The 16,245-nt window shown below is 58.5% G+C and carries 17 protein-coding genes and 1 tRNA gene; 1 reads left to right on the forward strand and 17 read right to left on the reverse strand.

Features of this window, described 5'->3' with window-relative positions; translation table 11 throughout:
• Nucleotides 1-650: 650 nt before the first annotated feature.
• From ACM6IV_RS02375 to ACM6IV_RS02440, 14 genes are all read right to left on the reverse strand, one after another.
• On the reverse strand, nt 651-1,415 hold the full coding sequence (locus tag ACM6IV_RS02375) for a hypothetical protein (protein WP_414868570.1): 765 nt from the start codon (nt 1,413-1,415) through the stop codon (nt 651-653).
• Between the two features lie 145 nt (nt 1,416-1,560).
• Nucleotides 1,561-1,905, reverse strand: a complete 345-nt coding sequence (locus tag ACM6IV_RS02380) for a hypothetical protein (RefSeq protein ID WP_414868571.1) — start codon at nt 1,903-1,905, stop codon at nt 1,561-1,563.
• A 336-nt stretch (nt 1,906-2,241) separates the two neighbouring features.
• Nucleotides 2,242-4,044, reverse strand: coding sequence for a DUF927 domain-containing protein (locus ACM6IV_RS02385; RefSeq protein WP_414868572.1), 1,803 nt, complete (start codon nt 4,042-4,044; stop codon nt 2,242-2,244).
• Nucleotides 4,031-4,912: a toprim domain-containing protein gene (locus ACM6IV_RS02390; RefSeq protein WP_414868573.1), complete on the reverse strand. Its 882-nt coding sequence runs from the start codon at nt 4,910-4,912 to the stop codon at nt 4,031-4,033. The genes ACM6IV_RS02385 and ACM6IV_RS02390 overlap by 14 nt, the downstream gene beginning before the upstream one ends.
• On the reverse strand, nt 4,905-5,180 hold the full coding sequence (locus ACM6IV_RS02395; RefSeq protein ID WP_414868574.1) for a hypothetical protein: 276 nt from the start codon (nt 5,178-5,180) through the stop codon (nt 4,905-4,907). Before ACM6IV_RS02395 ends, ACM6IV_RS02390 begins: the two co-directional genes overlap by 8 nt.
• 20 nt (nt 5,181-5,200) lie before the next feature.
• Nucleotides 5,201-5,725, reverse strand: coding sequence for a hypothetical protein (locus ACM6IV_RS02400; protein ID WP_414868575.1), 525 nt, complete (start codon nt 5,723-5,725; stop codon nt 5,201-5,203).
• Nucleotides 5,722-5,937: a hypothetical protein gene (locus tag ACM6IV_RS02405; protein ID WP_414868576.1), complete on the reverse strand. Its 216-nt coding sequence runs from the start codon at nt 5,935-5,937 to the stop codon at nt 5,722-5,724. Before ACM6IV_RS02405 ends, ACM6IV_RS02400 begins: the two co-directional genes overlap by 4 nt.
• Nucleotides 5,934-6,230 (reverse strand): DUF3077 domain-containing protein, encoded by a 297-nt coding sequence (locus tag ACM6IV_RS02410; protein ID WP_414868577.1) that lies wholly within the window; start codon nt 6,228-6,230, stop codon nt 5,934-5,936. The genes ACM6IV_RS02405 and ACM6IV_RS02410 overlap by 4 nt, the downstream gene beginning before the upstream one ends.
• A 475-nt stretch (nt 6,231-6,705) precedes the next feature.
• Nucleotides 6,706-7,008, reverse strand: a complete 303-nt coding sequence (locus ACM6IV_RS02415; RefSeq protein WP_414868578.1) for a helix-turn-helix domain-containing protein — start codon at nt 7,006-7,008, stop codon at nt 6,706-6,708.
• Nucleotides 7,009-7,269 carry a helix-turn-helix transcriptional regulator gene (locus tag ACM6IV_RS02420; RefSeq protein WP_414868579.1) on the reverse strand — a complete coding sequence of 87 codons (261 nt, stop codon included), beginning with the start codon at nt 7,267-7,269 and terminating at the stop codon, nt 7,009-7,011.
• A gap of 92 nt (nt 7,270-7,361) precedes the next feature.
• Complete coding sequence (locus tag ACM6IV_RS02425; protein ID WP_414868580.1) at nt 7,362-8,246, reverse strand: hypothetical protein; 885 nt, start codon at nt 8,244-8,246, stop codon at nt 7,362-7,364.
• A gap of 85 nt (nt 8,247-8,331) precedes the next feature.
• The gene (locus ACM6IV_RS02430; protein ID WP_414868581.1) at nt 8,332-9,573 is read right to left on the reverse strand and encodes a tyrosine-type recombinase/integrase; all 1,242 of its coding nucleotides are present in this window, start codon (nt 9,571-9,573) and stop codon (nt 8,332-8,334) included.
• Nucleotides 9,574-9,742: 169 nt separating this feature from the next.
• A tRNA-Met gene (locus tag ACM6IV_RS02435) sits at nt 9,743-9,819 on the reverse strand.
• A 115-nt stretch (nt 9,820-9,934) separates the two neighbouring features.
• Nucleotides 9,935-11,992 carry a methyl-accepting chemotaxis protein gene (locus ACM6IV_RS02440; RefSeq protein ID WP_414868582.1) on the reverse strand — a complete coding sequence of 686 codons (2,058 nt, stop codon included), beginning with the start codon at nt 11,990-11,992 and terminating at the stop codon, nt 9,935-9,937.
• A 328-nt stretch (nt 11,993-12,320) separates the two neighbouring features.
• Between ACM6IV_RS02440 and ACM6IV_RS02445 the strand changes: the two genes are divergently transcribed.
• On the forward strand, nt 12,321-13,538 hold the full coding sequence (locus ACM6IV_RS02445) for an MFS transporter (protein ID WP_414868583.1): 1,218 nt from the start codon (nt 12,321-12,323) through the stop codon (nt 13,536-13,538).
• A gap of 185 nt (nt 13,539-13,723) precedes the next feature.
• Here ACM6IV_RS02445 and ychF read toward each other — a convergent pair whose 3' ends face one another.
• The 3 genes from ychF to ACM6IV_RS02460 form a co-directional block, all read right to left on the reverse strand.
• Nucleotides 13,724-14,824 (reverse strand): redox-regulated ATPase YchF, encoded by a 1,101-nt coding sequence (gene ychF, locus ACM6IV_RS02450; RefSeq protein ID WP_414868584.1) that lies wholly within the window; start codon nt 14,822-14,824, stop codon nt 13,724-13,726.
• 22 nt (nt 14,825-14,846) lie between these two features.
• Nucleotides 14,847-15,431 carry an aminoacyl-tRNA hydrolase gene (pth, locus tag ACM6IV_RS02455; protein ID WP_007912902.1) on the reverse strand — a complete coding sequence of 195 codons (585 nt, stop codon included), beginning with the start codon at nt 15,429-15,431 and terminating at the stop codon, nt 14,847-14,849.
• Nucleotides 15,432-15,602: 171 nt separating this feature from the next.
• Nucleotides 15,603-16,205, reverse strand: coding sequence for a 50S ribosomal protein L25/general stress protein Ctc (locus ACM6IV_RS02460; protein ID WP_123449289.1), 603 nt, complete (start codon nt 16,203-16,205; stop codon nt 15,603-15,605).
• Nucleotides 16,206-16,245: the final 40 nt, after the last annotated feature.

The following is a 16,245-nucleotide window of genomic DNA, read 5'->3' on the forward strand; positions in this document are numbered from 1 at the left end:
CAGAGTGCGTACTTATGGCGCGTACCAGCGTGCGTACTTTTTGGTTTTTCACGCGGCTCGGGTGCGCGAAATCTGTGCGTGAAGCACTACGTGAAACAGCGTGTTTTGCTGTAACAGGGTCTGTAACAGCCTGCCTAGTTACACGTCGTCGGTATGGGCGCCTGTTCATTTTTTAAGGCATCCGAAAACTCGGAATACCCTGGCAACCTGAGTGGCAACCAAGTCACGGGAATTCATGCTGACGATGACAGGGAGAGCGGAAGTGGTCACTGATGCTGGTCACCGCGCTTGGTCACTATCTCCCGTATCCGCCTGAATGACCTTAACCGTGGATACCAGAGCGGATACCGGGTGACGGAGAGTAACCAAGCGAAGTGGTTACCTTTACTGGTTACCGCACGCGACTAGTCCGACTAACGGTCAATCTGGTTGACCTTCTTGAGCCTGCGGAGCTACTAGACTCATGGCGATTTGGGTACCGCTCGGGTGGCCCGTGACGTTCTAGTCTCCTCAATAAAAAGCCCGCGTCTGCGGGCTTGGAGGTCTTTGTGGATTTCGCGTTTACTGACTTTATTATCTGGAAGGGAGTCGCAATCGTCGTTGCTTTTTGTATTTACGGTTTCTGGCTCGGTATCACTGGCCGTTGATCATTAGGAGTACTCCCAGATAATCATGACCCCGCTCGCACCAGTGCCGCCGCTATATGGCCCCGAAGACGGGCCGGCTAAAGCGCCTGTCCCGCCCGTACCACGGTTAGCGCCCGGAGTACCATTGCCGAAGCCCCCTGTCGGCCCTGGTCCAAATAGGGATTGAGCGCCCGCCACGTTAAATATCGCTCCGGTGGATAATGCAATTGGAGCAGGCGCTGGAAAACCGCTTGACGTGATGATATTCCCGCCGGCCGTGACAATGCCGCCGCCGCCCGCAGCGGCGCCAGATCCTGGCGGTGTAAAACCAATTCCTGCCCCGCCACCAATCCCGCCACCTGCAGCAATAATGCCGCCAAGGCTCGTCGCTCCTCCATTTCCGCCAACGCCTCCACCGGCACCAGCGGCGCCTACGGTGATCGCAAGACCAGAAAATCCACTTGTGAATCTGCCTTTTGCATAAGCGCCGCTACCGCCGCCACCCCCTGACGAAAGTTGACCAGCGCCGGCAGCATTTGCCCCGCCGCCGCCGCCACCGCCGCCGATGCATTCAACAACGATCGAAGTCGTGCCGGTGCTCGGCGTGTAGGTGCCGTTCGATGTAAAGACCCTGGTGCCAATAAGGCGACCCGGAAAATCGCGCAACTGAGCGATGTATGAAGCATACGTACGTAGATAGTTATCAATAAGCCCCGGAGATTCGGAGCCGGCCGGACTGTTGATGTCAGCAGTTTGTGATAGGTCATAGATCGAGGAAGGGATCGGCATGTTGGTTCATCCTGTTTACTTAAAGTTTGGTGAATCGAGTGCGGGCGTTACGCCCCGGATGCATTGCTGTTGTGTTATTTCATACGCACCTCTAATGCGCCGCTGGCGCTGGCTGTGGGTTGATGCCCGGCGGTGTTCTCTGTGCCTAGGCACTTGTTGTGAATGGCGAAAATGCTTCGCACAGCGCTAATCCGTGGGCTTCCATTGGCGTGTTGTCATAGCTGAAGCGAAGGTGAGCAGCGGCCTTGCAATGGCGGCCGGTGGGCGCGTAGCAGGACCGACAGACCATGATGTGGTTGAGGTATTGGTCGCGTGCGTTACGCCACTCAGGTGTGGCAGTGGCAGCATTGGTGTAGGTGCTTGCCGGTAGCTGGATCGAGCGCTCGACCAACTCCAAACGTGGACGATCTGCGGAGTTCAGAATGGCCGACTTTTCAGCGCCACCAACGCAAGGAGGCAAATGATCGAGCAGCGTGGAAAGGAGGCTCATGAGGTCACCTCGCCCGATCTGCACCATTGCCCGAATGTGTCTGTAGAAAAAAATTGGGGGAACGGGGGAACAGTGGGAACAGCCAATGTTTCCGGGGCTTCCAGAGGGGGATTCTGTACCCCACGTTTTTTTGTGGGGAACAGTGATAACCAAATGCGCAGAAAGACTAGGGGTTCTATATTCAAAAACATGTTTGTGTTCCCCCTGTTCCCCATACATCTAATAAGGGGGAACGGCTACAAGCCACGGTTTTACTGGCTGTTCCCCCGTTCCCCCTGTTCCCCACGTTTGCAGGTTCCTGAGAACTCGGGCATTCGTACTTAATGGATATGGTGGTCATGCGCCGGCCCCCTCGCTGTCCAAGGCTTCAGGGTCAACCACGTAAAGGCGCGCCGAGCCGCCGGCAGGGATGCGGTACTTTTTGGTCTTGCGGCTGTCCCGATCGCTGTCTCGCTTGGCCAGAGCGCCGCCGACTTCCAGCGCTTTGATCACGCGGGTTAAGCCGAACCCCTGAGCGGCTTCGGTAAGTGCGGACTTGTTGAACAGATAGAGCCGCTTGCCTGCCACTAACTCCCAGTAGCCGGCGCGGTTGAACACCTTGGCGTCCACCTCCGTGGCGTCGACATCGGAGAAGCGGCTACTGCCGTGCTTGTCGATGAAGTCGATGATGCCGGCCAGGATCTGGCGATCTTCTGCGTTACCGCCGCCGACACGGGCAAGCCATTCGCCATAGAGCAGACGGCAGTCGGCGAGGGCGGTACCCGGCTCCCACGGGAGCAGTCCGTAGGCGATGGCCATCTCGCCCGCCAGCGCAATCACGGCGAACCGGTCAGCCACACGGCCGGCCTGGGCGTTGTCCTCGACGAACTGAGCGCGGATGCCATCGAAGTCACTTAGCAAGCCGGGCTTGTCGTCAGCTGCGACCAGACGCTCGACGAAGGCCGGGCCAAGATGTCCGTGGTGGGCGCCTACCGCGACGGTCAACTGCCGGTGGAAGTCCGCGCCCCCGAGGCCGTGCAATTCATCAAAGGCGCGGTGGGTGCGGGTGCCGGCGTTCACGTCGACCATGCGGAGTTCGGCGCCGGCATGTGCGGCATTGCCAGAGATCGCGGCGTGCTCGGAGAGGGAGCGCTCACCGCTGGAGAGCGTCAGCAGGCGCCAACTCAGCTTGGCCCGACCTTCACGCTCTCGGGTCATGGTGCCTTTACCTTGGCCATTGGCAAGGGAATAGGCCATCTCCTGAACCCGCTTAGGGTCGGCGCGCTTGATCTCATCCAGTGGCAGGATGGTGTCGTTACGACTCGACGCCTCGATCTCAAGACCTCCCTTGGTCATGTCCCAACTAGCGGCAAATACGCCCGGGTCACCCCACACAGACGATCCGATCAGTTGGGCCAGAGATTTGCCGCTAGAGCTGTCGCCCACAAGGTGAACCCCGCCACCTAGCACGCCGACCAAACTCAGCAGCGGGCCGGCCAGAGAGCATCCAATCGCCAGAGTTAGTACCGGATTACCCGCGCACTTGGCTGCCACCTGCGACTGCCACAGCGCTAACTCGCCGCGCTGACTGAACAGCACCTGAGCCTTGTTGCTCGCTTGGTACCGCACGTTTGCGGCGCCGATCGTTCGTCCGGGCAGTACGAATGCGCCCGACTCGTGCCAGCCCGGCCGGCTGGTGGTGGCGAACACTTCTGCAGGATGCTGGTCGAGCAGATACTCCATGAACGTGCCGCGTTTCTTGAGGGCGATAATGACGCCCATCCCGAACAAGGCGCGCCGGGCGTCCTCGCCGCTACCGCCGAAGACCTCCATGGCGATGATCCATTCCTTGATTCCGCCTTCAGTGACTAGGCGCAGCAACCGACCCTCGCTGCCGTCGTCGCTATTGGTGGTGCGGGCGACGACGGTGACGGGGCTGGAGATCCACTCATCGGTGATAGGCCGGTCGCCGGCATCGCTTTCGGCGTCGTCCTGGTCAGCGGCGGCGCGCTTGAAGCTATGCCAGTAAACGCCCGGGCGCAGCTTGCGGCCGTTCTCGTTGATCACCCAGTGCTCGTACACCGCCCAGCATGGCCGAACAGGCGAGATGATCGCGGCCTCTGGCCGAAGGTTGATCACATTGGTATCAGGCTTGGCCATTGGCGAGCTTCCAGTTTGCGAGGTCGTTGAAATCAGTGAGGTCATCCGGCGCGCCTTCTGGCCATTCGGGGAAAGCCACTTGAGCGCCCACTGCCGCCGCTGCTGCGTTCGCTGCAGTGCGTCCCGGGTTTCCGTCGGTGAGTCGGTCGTCGTCGCCAGCAATAACAAATGGCTGGTCTGAGTAGCGCGAACGAAGCCCCATCGCCGCCGGGAACAGGTTTCCCGCGTTCATGGCAGCGGCAACGGCATAGCCACCGTGTTGGTGGAGACTGGCGCCCGTAGCCCATCCTTCGCAGATGCAGAGCAAGGCGCCGGGCTCGATGATGCCTAGAGGCGAGTACGTGCCTTTCACGCGCCCACCGGGCAAGAAACGCTTGGCGCCGTCTGGGGCGATTCGCTGCAGATTGACTAGGAGGCCGTCGAGGTACAGCGGTACGAGCAGATCCGCACCGCGCTGGCGCAGCCCGTGGGAGCGAACTCCTTTGGCTGTGAGGTATGGGTGATCAGGCGATGCGCGCCGAGCATTGCGCCACCAATGATTAGCCTTCTCGGCAGCCTGCTGCTGGCGCCGTTGTTGTTCGGCCTCGCGCTGGCGCCGAGCCTGATCAATTCGCTCGCGGATCTGCGCGGCCTCGCGAGCGTCTACTGGTTCGCGGCTACACCAAGTGCTGGCAGCTCCGGACTTCCAACTGCCAAAAGCACCAGAGGCGATACCATCCAGGTACAGGACATACCAACCATTGAGGGTGCCGGGCTTATCGTCTGGAACGCGGAAACGGTGAATGCTGCCATCGGACACAGGGAGCCAATCAAGCTGTCCATAGGTCGCCTGGAGCGCATCACGGAACAAGATCGCTGCGTCATCCATGACTGACGCTCCCAGCGAATACCCGGCAAACCCGTCCATTGTTTACGGCGTGCCAGTGCGTGATGTCGTCGATTGACTCCACGAGGCAGGCAGTCACTTGAGCATCGGCGCTGCGCATAACTACGCGCCCGCACTCGGCGTCAGACTCCGTCAGGAACGGGCCAAGCAACGCCTTCAGCGCTTTCGGATGGGTCACGTAGAACAGCTCTGTGGCTTTTCTCGGGCAAGCCGATCCCGTTGGCGCTGACGCGCCATTTTGAATTTTCATGTTCTTAAGCCTTTATCGAATCAGCAATTCACGGGAGTCAGCGATGCTGTGCGCTGCCGAGAACCGGGTCGTGGCTCCTGAGGCAAACGAAGCTGAGTCGCCAAGTGGCGCACGCGCGATTGACCAAACAGCAACTGATTAACCTGGGCCGATTTGTCAGACCACCGCTCATGATCCGGCCCGTTACCTACGCGATTAGTCACAACCCAATCCGGTAGCTGTCTACGTGCCCGCATTTCGCTGAGCATGGTCCACCACGTCAGATAGCGGGTGCGCTCCAACTCCATCAGATCAATGAGCCGCTGACATTCGTAGGTGCGGGGCTCTAGGTCGTCTGACGGTTCGATATCGTCGACTCCAAACAGAGCCTGATTGACGTCGCTTCTCGCGATCAGCGCTTTCTGATAGTCGGTATCGCTACCAATGTCTTTGGCGCGAACCCAGTCCGGCAACTCGTTGGAAAGGCGCAACTGATTGAGAACACCCCACCACTGATATGCGTGTTCTCGTTCGGCGTTGATCGCAGTTGAAAGTAGGCTGCTCATTGGGCACCCCCTTGCGCAGCTATCAAGTCGTCGAGAAGTTCCGCCCAGGCCATAGCAGTGTGCTGAGCGACAACCGCGGTAACTCGTGCTACGAGAATGTTGATTGAAGGTGAGGCGATCAGGGCGAGGGAAAGCGCGAGCAAACTCAGAATTTCCTGAATGTCCCGCATGTCCTCAACGCTGATTTCGGCTGACCGGGCTGGAGCGTTCATTTGGCACCGCCTTGGCGATTGCCGAACTGGATAGGAGCGGTGGAAGAGTCAACCAAGGCCTTGGCTGCGGCCATCAGAAGCCTGATTCCAAATACCTCATCGACACCAAGGCCGCTATCCATGGATTTCGTCAGCATTGCATCGCCCACCGCGAGGAAGCAGCTCGCTTCGTGCAGCGCATCGGCGACAGGAATGCCGGCTGAGACGGAGAAGAATGGTCGGTTGCCTACGGTATGAAACTCCGAGGAGTTCGTAAGCAGTGGAGTAACCCCCAGCTCGGTATGAGTGTTCATTGCGCACCCCCTTTTGTTTCTAAGGTGCGGGCGATGGACATATTGGCGTTGTAGCGGGCGAGTCGATTGGACAGGGAGCAGTTTGCGCGGAGAGCGCTCAGTGCTATGCAGCGATGAGCAAATGCGCGGATTGCGGACGGAGTGATGGCGTGTTTCATGGGTGTAGCTCCTAACGTTGAGGAGCTGCCACTTTTCGCGGCCAAGCGAAGATGGGTGGCAGCTGTACGCGGGTTGGCCGACCGGGACGTTAGGAACCCGGCACACCCGAAGGTGTCCCACGCACAGCCGCCATAACACGATTGTGCGGACGCAAAAAAAGCGCCAGCAATCGGATGGTGGGCGCTTGTGCGCCTAACGATACTCGACCGGCCAAGGTCGGTCACGGGATTTACCGCGACCCTTGAACCATAGCGCTGACGCCCCATCCGAGCAAGCGAAGTTTGCGACCGAATATCGCTTGGCATGAGCATAGCCATCATACGGGCACCCCGGCAGGCGGATTGGTGCTCAGGTAGTAAAGAGCTATGCGGGGATGCTTGCGGCCTTGGTCGTCGGTCAAGTCGAGACGATGGGTGAGGATCTTGTGCCCGAGCGCGCGCAGCTCGTTGATGCGAGCACCAGGGCGAACGATGTTCAGCTCGCGAATAGCGGTAAACGTATCAATCGGGCCGGCTCTCAGGCGCTCCAAAAGTCGAGCACGTTGAGCGATTCCGCTGGTATTCTCTACGTGAGTATTTTCGTGGCTGGCCTGTTGGTCGGCCATTTTTTTGTCTGTCATTTATGCCGCCTCCCCACGCAGCGCGATGCGTTGGCGAACCCAGCCCAAAACCTCCGCCAAAACGAATCCAACTGGAGAACCGCGTGATTTGCTGTTGCTTAGCGGTACTGGGCGGGGAAACGTCGGGTCGTCTTTGAGGCGCTTGTAGACGGTGGCACGGGCAAGGCCGGTGATAGCCTCCACTTCGGGGAATCGGATGATGGTGTTTGCAGGATCGAACTGTGCGGTGGTGACGGATTCGATTTGGCGGATATTGCTCATGTTTGTTTCCCGTTGTTGATGGCGACGGGAAGCAGATTGGCATGCGGGCTGTGGCTTGCGTCCTATTGGGGGAGAGCAAAACCTCAATGGGGTCAGCGTTTTTTCCTTGCAGGACCGCTTAGGAATTTAACAATGGTCTCATCGCTCGCAGGCAACATCAGTCCTTGTAACTCCGCCGCCTTCCGCAATATGCCGACAGCCTTGTAAGGCGCTGATAGATCGAGCTTCGCCATTGCCGCCATCGCCGCCATGATCTGATGCGAGCTTTCACGCTCTGTAGGTGTCAGCTCAGCCTTGATCCCCACCCCCAGGTGCCTGCCTTCAAAGGATAGAAGCTCGTCTCTCCGTAGAACGATTAAGCACTGTTCGGGGAAACTCCGCTCACGATAGTAGCTGACCAGTTTTTCGTCGATTACGGGGCCATGGTCCCCCAATCCCCGCATCAATAGGTCGTTTATTTCTTTCGCCAGTGCCGGGTCAGTTTTAGTCCTTTTCCCCGTGTGTTCAGGAGCTGGAGAGTCGCTTTCGCTCTCACCAGTTTTTGCTTTGTTCAAAAATTTGAGTTCAAGTTTTAGCACCTCTAGCATCATGGTTTTCTCTTCATCATGAAGATAAAGCCCCATGCTGGAGTGGCCGATTCGTGCGCCAGGTTTAAGACCTTTTAACTCGCGGAATAGACGCTCCATTTCACTCATGCCAACGCCGTAAGCTGCAAGGTCCCAAAGCCCATCTATTCTGGAGGGTTCTTTTGCGCCATCTCCCAAAATGAAGCACTTTTGCCCGTCGACCTCTTCGACCTCGAACTCAACATCCCGGACTATTACATTGCTGTCGATGAACACTGAGAGTTGCAGGTGGTTTTCGATCGCCAGGCGCAGTAGGTCCGACTCGGTGACCGGCTCGCCCGCTGTGGCTGACAATCTAACGGCTGCCTCATCAAGGGTTAACCATTCCTTGAGCATCAGTAATTTGGCCATAAACCCTCCTTCTAGTGATTTGGCTGCAGATCCAAATAGCTTCTATCAGTCTATATCTGCATATGCGAACAATGGAGGGAACGCTTCAAGCTCTCTGTCCAAAATCGCCTTGCACAATTACGCCGCCGGCCAATCCGTCGAGGTAGTTCGCATACCATTGCATCATCGTCGTGCGCTGCGGCAGGTACTGGGCCTTGTTGTAGATACCTGCAACGCCGGGCTTCTTGTGCGAAAGCTGGGCTTCGATATGGTTCTCGTCGAAACCGTTTTCGTTGAGCACCGTCGATGCAATATGCCGGAACCCATGGCCAGTTTGCCGACCTTCGTATCCCATCCTACGCAGTGCCATCAGGAACACCGTGTCGCTGCGCGGCTTGGTGTGATCGCTGCGACCTGGGAAGAGAAGGGGATAGCTGCCGGTGTATTTGCGCAACTCCTCCAGCGCCTCGATCGCCTGAGACGAAAGCGGGACCAGATGCTCAAGGCCTTTCTTGCGACCTTTGCGCTCGACGGGAATAGTCCAAATCTTCTTGGAAAAGTCGAACTCAGACCACCGCGCCTCGCGTAGCTCGCTGGGGCGCACGGCGAAGAGACTCAGAAGGCGCAGGCCTAGGCGCACGTCGTGGGCATGAGGGTAAGCGGCTATGGCGCGGATCAGGCCAGGCAGTTCATCAGGGGAAACGTGAGCGTAGTTCTCGGCCTTGCCGGACTTGAGATATTTCTGAAGGCCTTCAAGCGGGTTATGAGTTGCGCGGCCGGTCACCCTAGCCAAGTCGTAGACATCTCTACAGTACGAGCGAACTCGGCTCATCTGCTCAAGGATGCCCTGCTGCTCCATGCCTCGCAGAAACTCCATCCATTCGAGGGGGGTGATCTCTGCATAGGGGCGCTTACCGAATACGGGAAAAACATGACGCTCGAAGGCTCCCATGATCCGCTTCGACGTGCCTGCGTCCCAGTTGGTGAGTCTTGAGGTGTACCACTCTCTTGCAAGCGGCTCGAATGTTTCGGCAGCAGTGCTCCTTTCCGCTTTCTTGCGAGCCTGCTTTGTAACGATCGGATTCTTTCCATCAGCCGCGTCGGCGCGCAGCTCGGCGGCTTTCTGCCTGGCTACCGACCCGCTCACATCGGGATAACCGCCCAGTCCGAGCCAAGACCATTTGCCGTCTGGCTTCTTGTAGCGAAGTTGCCACGACTTCTGGCCGTCAGTTTTAACGCGGAAATAGAGGCCATTGCCATCGAGTTCCCGATACTCCTTGGCATCCGGCTCTAGGCCGGCCAATGCGGTATCTGAGAGGGGGCGGCGCTTTATCTCTGAACGCTTCATCTGACCTGTATCCCTTCGGTTCAATTATTTGTCGAGGATACACAGTGGGATACACGGAGGGAAGGTATAGGGGGATACAAGGAGGGATAGCCAGAAACAAGAAAGCCCGCACGAGGCGGGCTTCTTGTTTTGATTTATAGACATCCTGAGACATCTGTAAATCGGTACTTGGTGGCTACACAGGGACTTGAACCCCGGACCCCAGCATTATGAATGCTATGCTCTAACCAACTGAGCTATGTAGCCAAGTGGCGCGCATTATTCCCCTGAAATGGAAAGGCGTCAAGCGTAAATTTAAAATATTTCTTCTTATTTTCAACCGCTTATCCTCCAGCCCGGAAAATCCGGGCCGGGCAGGGCATCAACGCAGCTGAAATCTTGCCGTATTGGCGCTCAAGGCATGGCTGCCCTGACTCAAGGTGTCCGCCGCGAGGTTCACTGCGCGTGCGCCTTCAAGCAAACGTACGGCCGCCTGATCGACCTGCTGGATATTGCCGCTGACTTCGTCGGCGGTACTCGCCTGTTCTTCAACCGCCGTGGCGATCTGCGCCAGGGTATCGGTGACGCTCTGCACCGCACTGGCGATTTCGCCCAAACGTTCACCAAGACCGGTGACCGACTCGGCATCGGTTTGCGCCTGGCCGCAGGCGGCTTCCATCAGAGTCACGGCTTCGTTGACCGTTGCGCGCAAGCTGTCGACCGTACCGGCGATCTGCGCGGTGGACGACTGCGTGCGTTGCGACAGGCTGCGCACTTCATCGGCGACCACGGCAAAGCCGCGACCCTGCTCACCGGCGCGTGCGGCTTCAATGGCTGCGTTGAGCGCGAGCAGGTTGGTCTGTTCGGCAACACCGCGAATGGTGTCGACCACCAATTGAATCTGCTGACCTTGTTCACTGACCCGACCCAACGCCGCTGCCGTTTCATTCAAACGCTGATTGAGCTGCTGAATACTCGCCGTGGTGCGCTGGCTGTCGCGGCTGCTGTCAGCGGCAATGCGCCGGGTGTGCTGGGCGCTGCCGGACGCCCGTTCGCAACTCTGCGCCACACCTTGCGAGGTGGCGGCCAATTGCGTGGCGGCTGCGGCGATCTGGCTGATCTGCAATTGTTGCGCTTCGACTTCACTGAGGGCGCCGCTGGAATGCTGATTGAGGCTGCGCACCGCGTTGCTCAACTGCGAGGTCTCGTGATCGACGCCAAGCATGCTCGTGCGCAGTTGCACCACGGCAACGTTGAGCGCAGTGCTGATCGCCGCCAGCTCATCGCGGCCCACCACCGGCACTTGCAGGCTGAGGTTGCCATCGCGCAGGGCTTCGGCGAGCAGGGTGATGCCGCTGGCGCTGCGGCGGATCGAGGCTTGCAGGCAGACAAACAAATACAGCGCCGCGAGTAGCAGACAGCCGAAGATTGTGGCGACGATGATGAATTGGTGAATCGCCGAGCTGTGGTAGGCATCGAGTCGCTGATCCAGCGACACCAGCGATTGCTGGCGCAGGGCGGCGAGGTCGCTCAGCAAGGCGTCGAGGCTGCGTTCGAAGTCTTCTGGCTTGAGATTGATGCTGCCGCCGAATACGCCGTCATCAAGGACCTTCAAGCCGCTGTCGAGGTGCTTGAGGCTGTCGTGGTATTGGCTGGCCCAGTTCTGCTGGTCTTTCGGCAAACGCGCCTCGAGCAGCGTGGCGGTTTTGACCAGTTGCTCGCGGGCATCGCCGATACGGCTGCGCAGGTCACGCAACTGCAAACGGCTTTGCAGAGTGAATTGGCCTGAGACCACTGAGGCCTGACCGACCGCAGCGAGGCGGCCGACGCGTTCGATCAGGTCCGGCGCGTGCTGCGTGGAGATCTGCGTCAGCAGATAGGTTTCCAGCCACGGTGCGAGGGTCAGGCGATTGTCCATGACGATCTGCTCGCGCAAGGCTTGCAGGGCACTGAGGGCGTTGGTGAAACGGTCGTAGCCGTCCGGCCACCAACCGACTCCGCTGAGGCTTTTCGAGTCCAGGCCGTTCAGTGCCGTTTGCAGCGCCTGATAGCGGGCAAGTGTTTCGCCCTCGGCGCCTTCGTTCTTTAGCGCATTGCCCAAATCCGTGGTGGCTTGCTGCACGGCCGGTTGTACCGCGTCAAATGCACCCATGGCCGCGAGCGTGGCCGGTGTCGGTTGGCGATTGGTTTCCGTGGCGCGCCAACGGGCGGCGCGGTCGCGTTGCGCGGCGAGCAGGTTGTCCAGCGCATCCAGCGCGAGCAACTGGCGCACGCCGGCACGTTCGCCGGAGATCAGATTGAGCTTGTCGCGATAGTCCTGGCCGATCATCAACAGGCTGCCGGCCAACGGCAGAATGAACAGCAAAAACAGCAACTGGAATTTACCTGCGAAGCCAAACCGCCCCAGCAATTTGATCCCCGGTGAAAGGAAAACCTGCATGCCCCATGACTCCTCTGGACACCACGCACCATCGGCGTGCATCGCGCTCGGTTCGAACGCGACCTGTGCCCTCTAAAAGGCCTCGAAAGTTCACCCTCGCCCGCTCTGTAGGCCGGCTCTGTAGCGAAACTTCCCATTGTCGGCACCCTTTGTAAGGGCACCGCGTTCAAGGGGAGAAGCAAGGCAAGATTCAGACCATGGCGTTGCGCTATCACTTTGCGGTCGACGACCAGTTAGTTAGCTGGCTAAGGGGATGGCGCTGACGCACCGAAAAATGGCACATTGACGCACCTGCCTGCGTGCACCCATCTGCTGTCCGGAAACTTCCATGGCTATCAGCAACGTTCAGACCGCCGCTGCCTCGGCGCCCGCTGCTCCCCAAAGCAGTCCATTGGTGATGCGTATCATCGGCGCGGTGGCGCTGGCGCATTTGATCAATGACCTGATCCAGTCGGTGCTGCCGTCGATCTACCCGATGCTCAAGGCCAACTATGGGCTGAGCTTTACCCAGGTCGGGTTGATCACTTTGACCTTCCAGTTGACCGCCTCGCTGTTGCAGCCGTGGGTCGGTTATCACACCGATCGCCATCCGAAACCGTGGCTGTTGCCGGCGGGTTCGATTTGCACACTGATTGGCATCGTGATGATGTCGATGGTCGGCAACTTCCCCTTGATTCTGCTGGCGGCGGCGTTGATCGGTATCGGTTCCTCGACCTTCCACCCTGAAGCCTCACGGATTGCGCGACTGGCCTCGGGCGGACGCTTTGGTCTGGCGCAATCGACCTTCCAGGTCGGCGGTAACGCCGGTTCCGCATTTGGCCCGTTGTTGGCGGCGGCGATCATCATTCCGTTCGGTCAGGGCAACGTGGCGTGGTTCGGACTGTTCGCGGTGTTTGCGCTGTTCGTGCTGTACCGCATCAGTCGCTGGTACGCCCATCACTTGAACCTGTTCAAGCTCAAGGCCGGCCAGGCGGCGACTCACGGGTTGTCGAAGGGCAGGGTGATCAGTGCGCTGGTGGTGCTGGGGTTGTTGGTGTTCTCCAAGTATTTCTACATGGCCAGCCTGACCAGTTACTTCACGTTCTATCTGATCGAGAAGTTCGACCTGTCGGTGGCCAGTTCGCAACTGCACCTGTTCTTGTTTCTTGGTGCGGTGGCGGCAGGGACGTTCTTCGGTGGGCCGATTGGCGACAAGATCGGGCGTAAGGCGGTGATCTGGTTCTCGATCCTAGGCGTGGCGCCGTTCACGCTGCTGATGCCTCACGTTGACCTGTTCTGGACCAGTGTCCTCAGCGTGGTGATCGGCTTCATTCTGGCTTCGGCGTTCTCGGCGATTGTGGTGTACGCGCAGGAACTGGTGCCGGGCAATGTCGGGATGATTGCCGGAATTTTCTTCGGTCTGATGTTTGGTTTTGGCGGGATCGGCGCGGCGTTGCTGGGGCATCTGGCGGATATCCACGGAATTGAGTACGTGTATTTCCTGTGCTCGTTCCTGCCACTGTTTGGCGTGTTGGCGATCTTCTTGCCGCGCACCAAAAAGCCCTGATTCCACATGACTCAAACTGTGGGAGCGAGCTTGCTCGCGAAGAGGGCGTGTCAGTTACGAATGTTTAGCTGACACACCGCTTTCGCGAGCAAGCTCGCTCCCACAGGGTGAATGTGTTGTGGCGGAAAATATTTCAGGCACAAAAAAGCCGCGTATCAAACGCGGCTTTTTCTTGGGCGTAACGTTTACACGTTGAAGCGGAAGTGCATCACGTCGCCGTCCTTGACGATGTAATCCTTGCCTTCCAGACGCCATTTACCGGCTTCTTTGGTGCCGGCTTCGCCCTTGTACTGGATGAAGTCGTTGTAGGCGATCACTTCGGCGCGGATGAAGCCTTTCTCGAAGTCGGTGTGGATGACGCCGGCAGCCTGAGGTGCGGTGGCACCGACTTTGACGGTCCAGGCGCGGACTTCTTCGACACCAGCGGTGAAGTAGGTCTGCAGGTGCAGCATTTCGTAGCCGGCGCGGATCACGCGGTTCAGGCCAGGCTCTTCCAGGCCCAGGGCCTCGAGGAACATGTCCTTCTCTTCGCCGTCATCGAGCTCGGCGATTTCCGCTTCGATCTTGTTGCAGACCGGAACGACCATCGCGCCTTCTTCTTCGGCAATGGCGCGAACCACGTCCAGGTGCGGGTTGTTCTCGAAACCGTCTTCAGCGACGTTGGCGATGTACATGACCGGTTTGGTGGTCAGCAGGTGGAAGCCCTTGATCACGGCCTTTTCGTCAGCGCTCATGTTCTTCATCAGGCTGCGCGCCGGCTTGGCTTCGGTGAAGTGCGCGATCAGTTGCTCAAGCAGAGCCTTCTGAACCACAGCGTCCTTGTCACCGCCCTTGGCGTTGCGCGCGACCTTCTGCAGTTGCTTCTCGCAGCTGTCGAGGTCGGCGAAGATCAGTTCCAGGTCGATGATTTCGATGTCGCGCTTCGGGTCAACGCTGTTGGAAACGTGGATCACGTTGTCGTCTTCGAAGCAGCGCACAACGTGAGCGATCGCGTCGGTTTCGCGGATGTTGGCCAGGAACTTGTTGCCCAGACCTTCACCTTTCGAGGCGCCGGCCACCAGGCCTGCGATGTCGACGAATTCCATGGTGGTCGGCAGGATGCGCTTCGGATTGACGATGGCCGCCAGGGCTTCCAGACGCGGATCCGGCATCGGCACGATGCCGCTGTTCGGCTCGATGGTGCAGAAGGGGAAGTTCTCGGCCGCGATACCGGATTTGGTCAGGGCGTTGAACAGGGTGGACTTGCCGACGTTAGGCAGGCCGACGATGCCGCAATTGAATCCCATGGTGTTTCCCCTCGGATAAGAGTCAGGCCTTCTGGCTGTGCAGGTTTTTCATCGCGCGGTTCCATTCACCGGCGAGGATATCCGGCAGCACGCCGAGGGCAAAGTCGATGCTGGCATCGAGTTTTTCCTGTTCGGCGCGTGGCGCACGACCCAGGACGAAATTTGAAACCATACTGGCGACGCCTGGGTGGCCGATGCCAAGCCGCAGGCGGTAGAACGTATTCTGATTGCCCAGTTGCGCAATGATGTCGCGCAACCCGTTGTGACCGCCATGGCCGCCGCCCTGCTTGAGCTTGGCAACGCCCGGAGGCAGGTCGAGTTCGTCATGTGCCACGAGGATTTCTTCAGGCTTGATGCGGAAGAAACCGGCGAGTGCCGCCACGGCCTGGCCGCTGCGGTTCATGTAGGTGGTGGGAATCAGCAGACGAACATCCTGACCCTGATGCGAATAGCGCCCGGTCAGGCCGAAATATTTGCGATCGGCGACAAGGTTGACACCTTGTGCATCAGCGATTCGCTCAACAAAAAGGGCCCCTGCGTTATGCCGGGTCTGGTCGTATTCGGCGCCTGGATTTCCCAGGCCAACGATCAGTTTGATGGCAGTCACGATAGGGGCCCTTCCTTTGAGTGGTGAGTAACATCGCCGCGATCAGGGAAAGCGGCGAAAGTGGACGAAAAATGCTCATTTACCATGGATGTAAACTCCGCGTTCTCGCCCGCTTTCTCGCTACGTTCCAGTCCGCGATGTTACTTGCTCACTCAGGCATGACAGAGTGAATTACTCTGCTGCGCCTTCTTCGGTAGCTTCTGGAGCAACACGTGGAGCGTGGACGTTGGCAACAGCCTTGTCATCGCCGTGTGCCAGAGCAACGAACTCAACGCCTTTAGGCGCTTTGAGGTCCGACAGGTGAATGATCGAACCGATTTCAGCGTCAGCCAGGTCGACTTCGATGAACTCAGGCAGATCTTTCGGCAGGCAGGTCACTTCGATTTCAGCAACAACGTGCGAAATCTCGCCGCCTTTCTTCACTGGAGCAGCTTCGTTGATGAAGTGCACAGGAACGATAGCGGTCAGTTTCTGGCCAGCGACAACGCGTACGAAGTCAGCGTGCATCACGTGGCCTTTGGCCGGGTGACGCTGCAGAGCCTTGATGATTACGTTTTGCTTGGTGCCACCAACGTTCAGCTCGATGATGTGGCTGTAAGCCGCTTCGTTTTCGAGCAGTTTGGCAACTTCTTTGGCCAGCATGCTGATGGATTCAGGGGCTTTTTCGCCACCGTAAACTACAGCTGGAACCAGGCTAGCGATACGACGCAGGCGGCGGCTCGCACCTTTCCCCAGGTCGGAACGCACTTCAGCATTCAGAGTAAAATCGTTCATTTTGTATCTCCAAAATAGCCATGACCGAGTGGCGTTTGCG

The sequence above is a fragment of the Pseudomonas sp. IT-347P genome, assembly GCF_949768005.1.
GTDB lineage: Bacteria > Pseudomonadota > Gammaproteobacteria > Pseudomonadales > Pseudomonadaceae > Aquipseudomonas.

Excerpts from the sequence above, each read along its gene's own strand:
- ACM6IV_RS02390 (WP_414868573.1), bottom strand. The coding sequence starts at position 4,912 with ATGGATGACGCAGCGATCTTGTTCCGTGATGCGCTCCAGGCGACCTAT.
- ACM6IV_RS02420 (WP_414868579.1), bottom strand. The coding sequence starts at position 7,269 with ATGAGCAATATCCGCCAAATCGAATCCGTCACCACCGCACAGTTCGAT.
- ACM6IV_RS02385 (WP_414868572.1), bottom strand. The coding sequence starts at position 4,044 with ATGGCCAAGCCTGATACCAATGTGATCAACCTTCGGCCAGAGGCCGCG.
- ACM6IV_RS02405 (WP_414868576.1), bottom strand. The coding sequence starts at position 5,937 with ATGAACGCTCCAGCCCGGTCAGCCGAAATCAGCGTTGAGGACATGCGG.
- ACM6IV_RS02395 (WP_414868574.1), bottom strand. The coding sequence starts at position 5,180 with ATGAAAATTCAAAATGGCGCGTCAGCGCCAACGGGATCGGCTTGCCCG.
- ychF (WP_414868584.1), bottom strand. The coding sequence starts at position 14,824 with ATGGGATTCAATTGCGGCATCGTCGGCCTGCCTAACGTCGGCAAGTCC.
- ACM6IV_RS02380 (WP_414868571.1), bottom strand. The coding sequence starts at position 1,905 with ATGAGCCTCCTTTCCACGCTGCTCGATCATTTGCCTCCTTGCGTTGGT.
- ACM6IV_RS02410 (WP_414868577.1), bottom strand. The coding sequence starts at position 6,230 with ATGAACACTCATACCGAGCTGGGGGTTACTCCACTGCTTACGAACTCC.
- ACM6IV_RS02425 (WP_414868580.1), bottom strand. The coding sequence starts at position 8,246 with ATGGCCAAATTACTGATGCTCAAGGAATGGTTAACCCTTGATGAGGCA.
- ACM6IV_RS02430 (WP_414868581.1), bottom strand. The coding sequence starts at position 9,573 with ATGAAGCGTTCAGAGATAAAGCGCCGCCCCCTCTCAGATACCGCATTG.
- ACM6IV_RS02440 (WP_414868582.1), bottom strand. The coding sequence starts at position 11,992 with ATGCAGGTTTTCCTTTCACCGGGGATCAAATTGCTGGGGCGGTTTGGC.
- ACM6IV_RS02415 (WP_414868578.1), bottom strand. The coding sequence starts at position 7,008 with ATGACAGACAAAAAAATGGCCGACCAACAGGCCAGCCACGAAAATACT.
- ACM6IV_RS02445 (WP_414868583.1), top strand. The coding sequence starts at position 12,321 with ATGGCTATCAGCAACGTTCAGACCGCCGCTGCCTCGGCGCCCGCTGCT.
- ACM6IV_RS02375 (WP_414868570.1), bottom strand. The coding sequence starts at position 1,415 with ATGCCGATCCCTTCCTCGATCTATGACCTATCACAAACTGCTGACATC.
- ACM6IV_RS02460 (WP_123449289.1), bottom strand. The coding sequence starts at position 16,205 with ATGAACGATTTTACTCTGAATGCTGAAGTGCGTTCCGACCTGGGGAAA.
- ACM6IV_RS02400 (WP_414868575.1), bottom strand. The coding sequence starts at position 5,725 with ATGAGCAGCCTACTTTCAACTGCGATCAACGCCGAACGAGAACACGCA.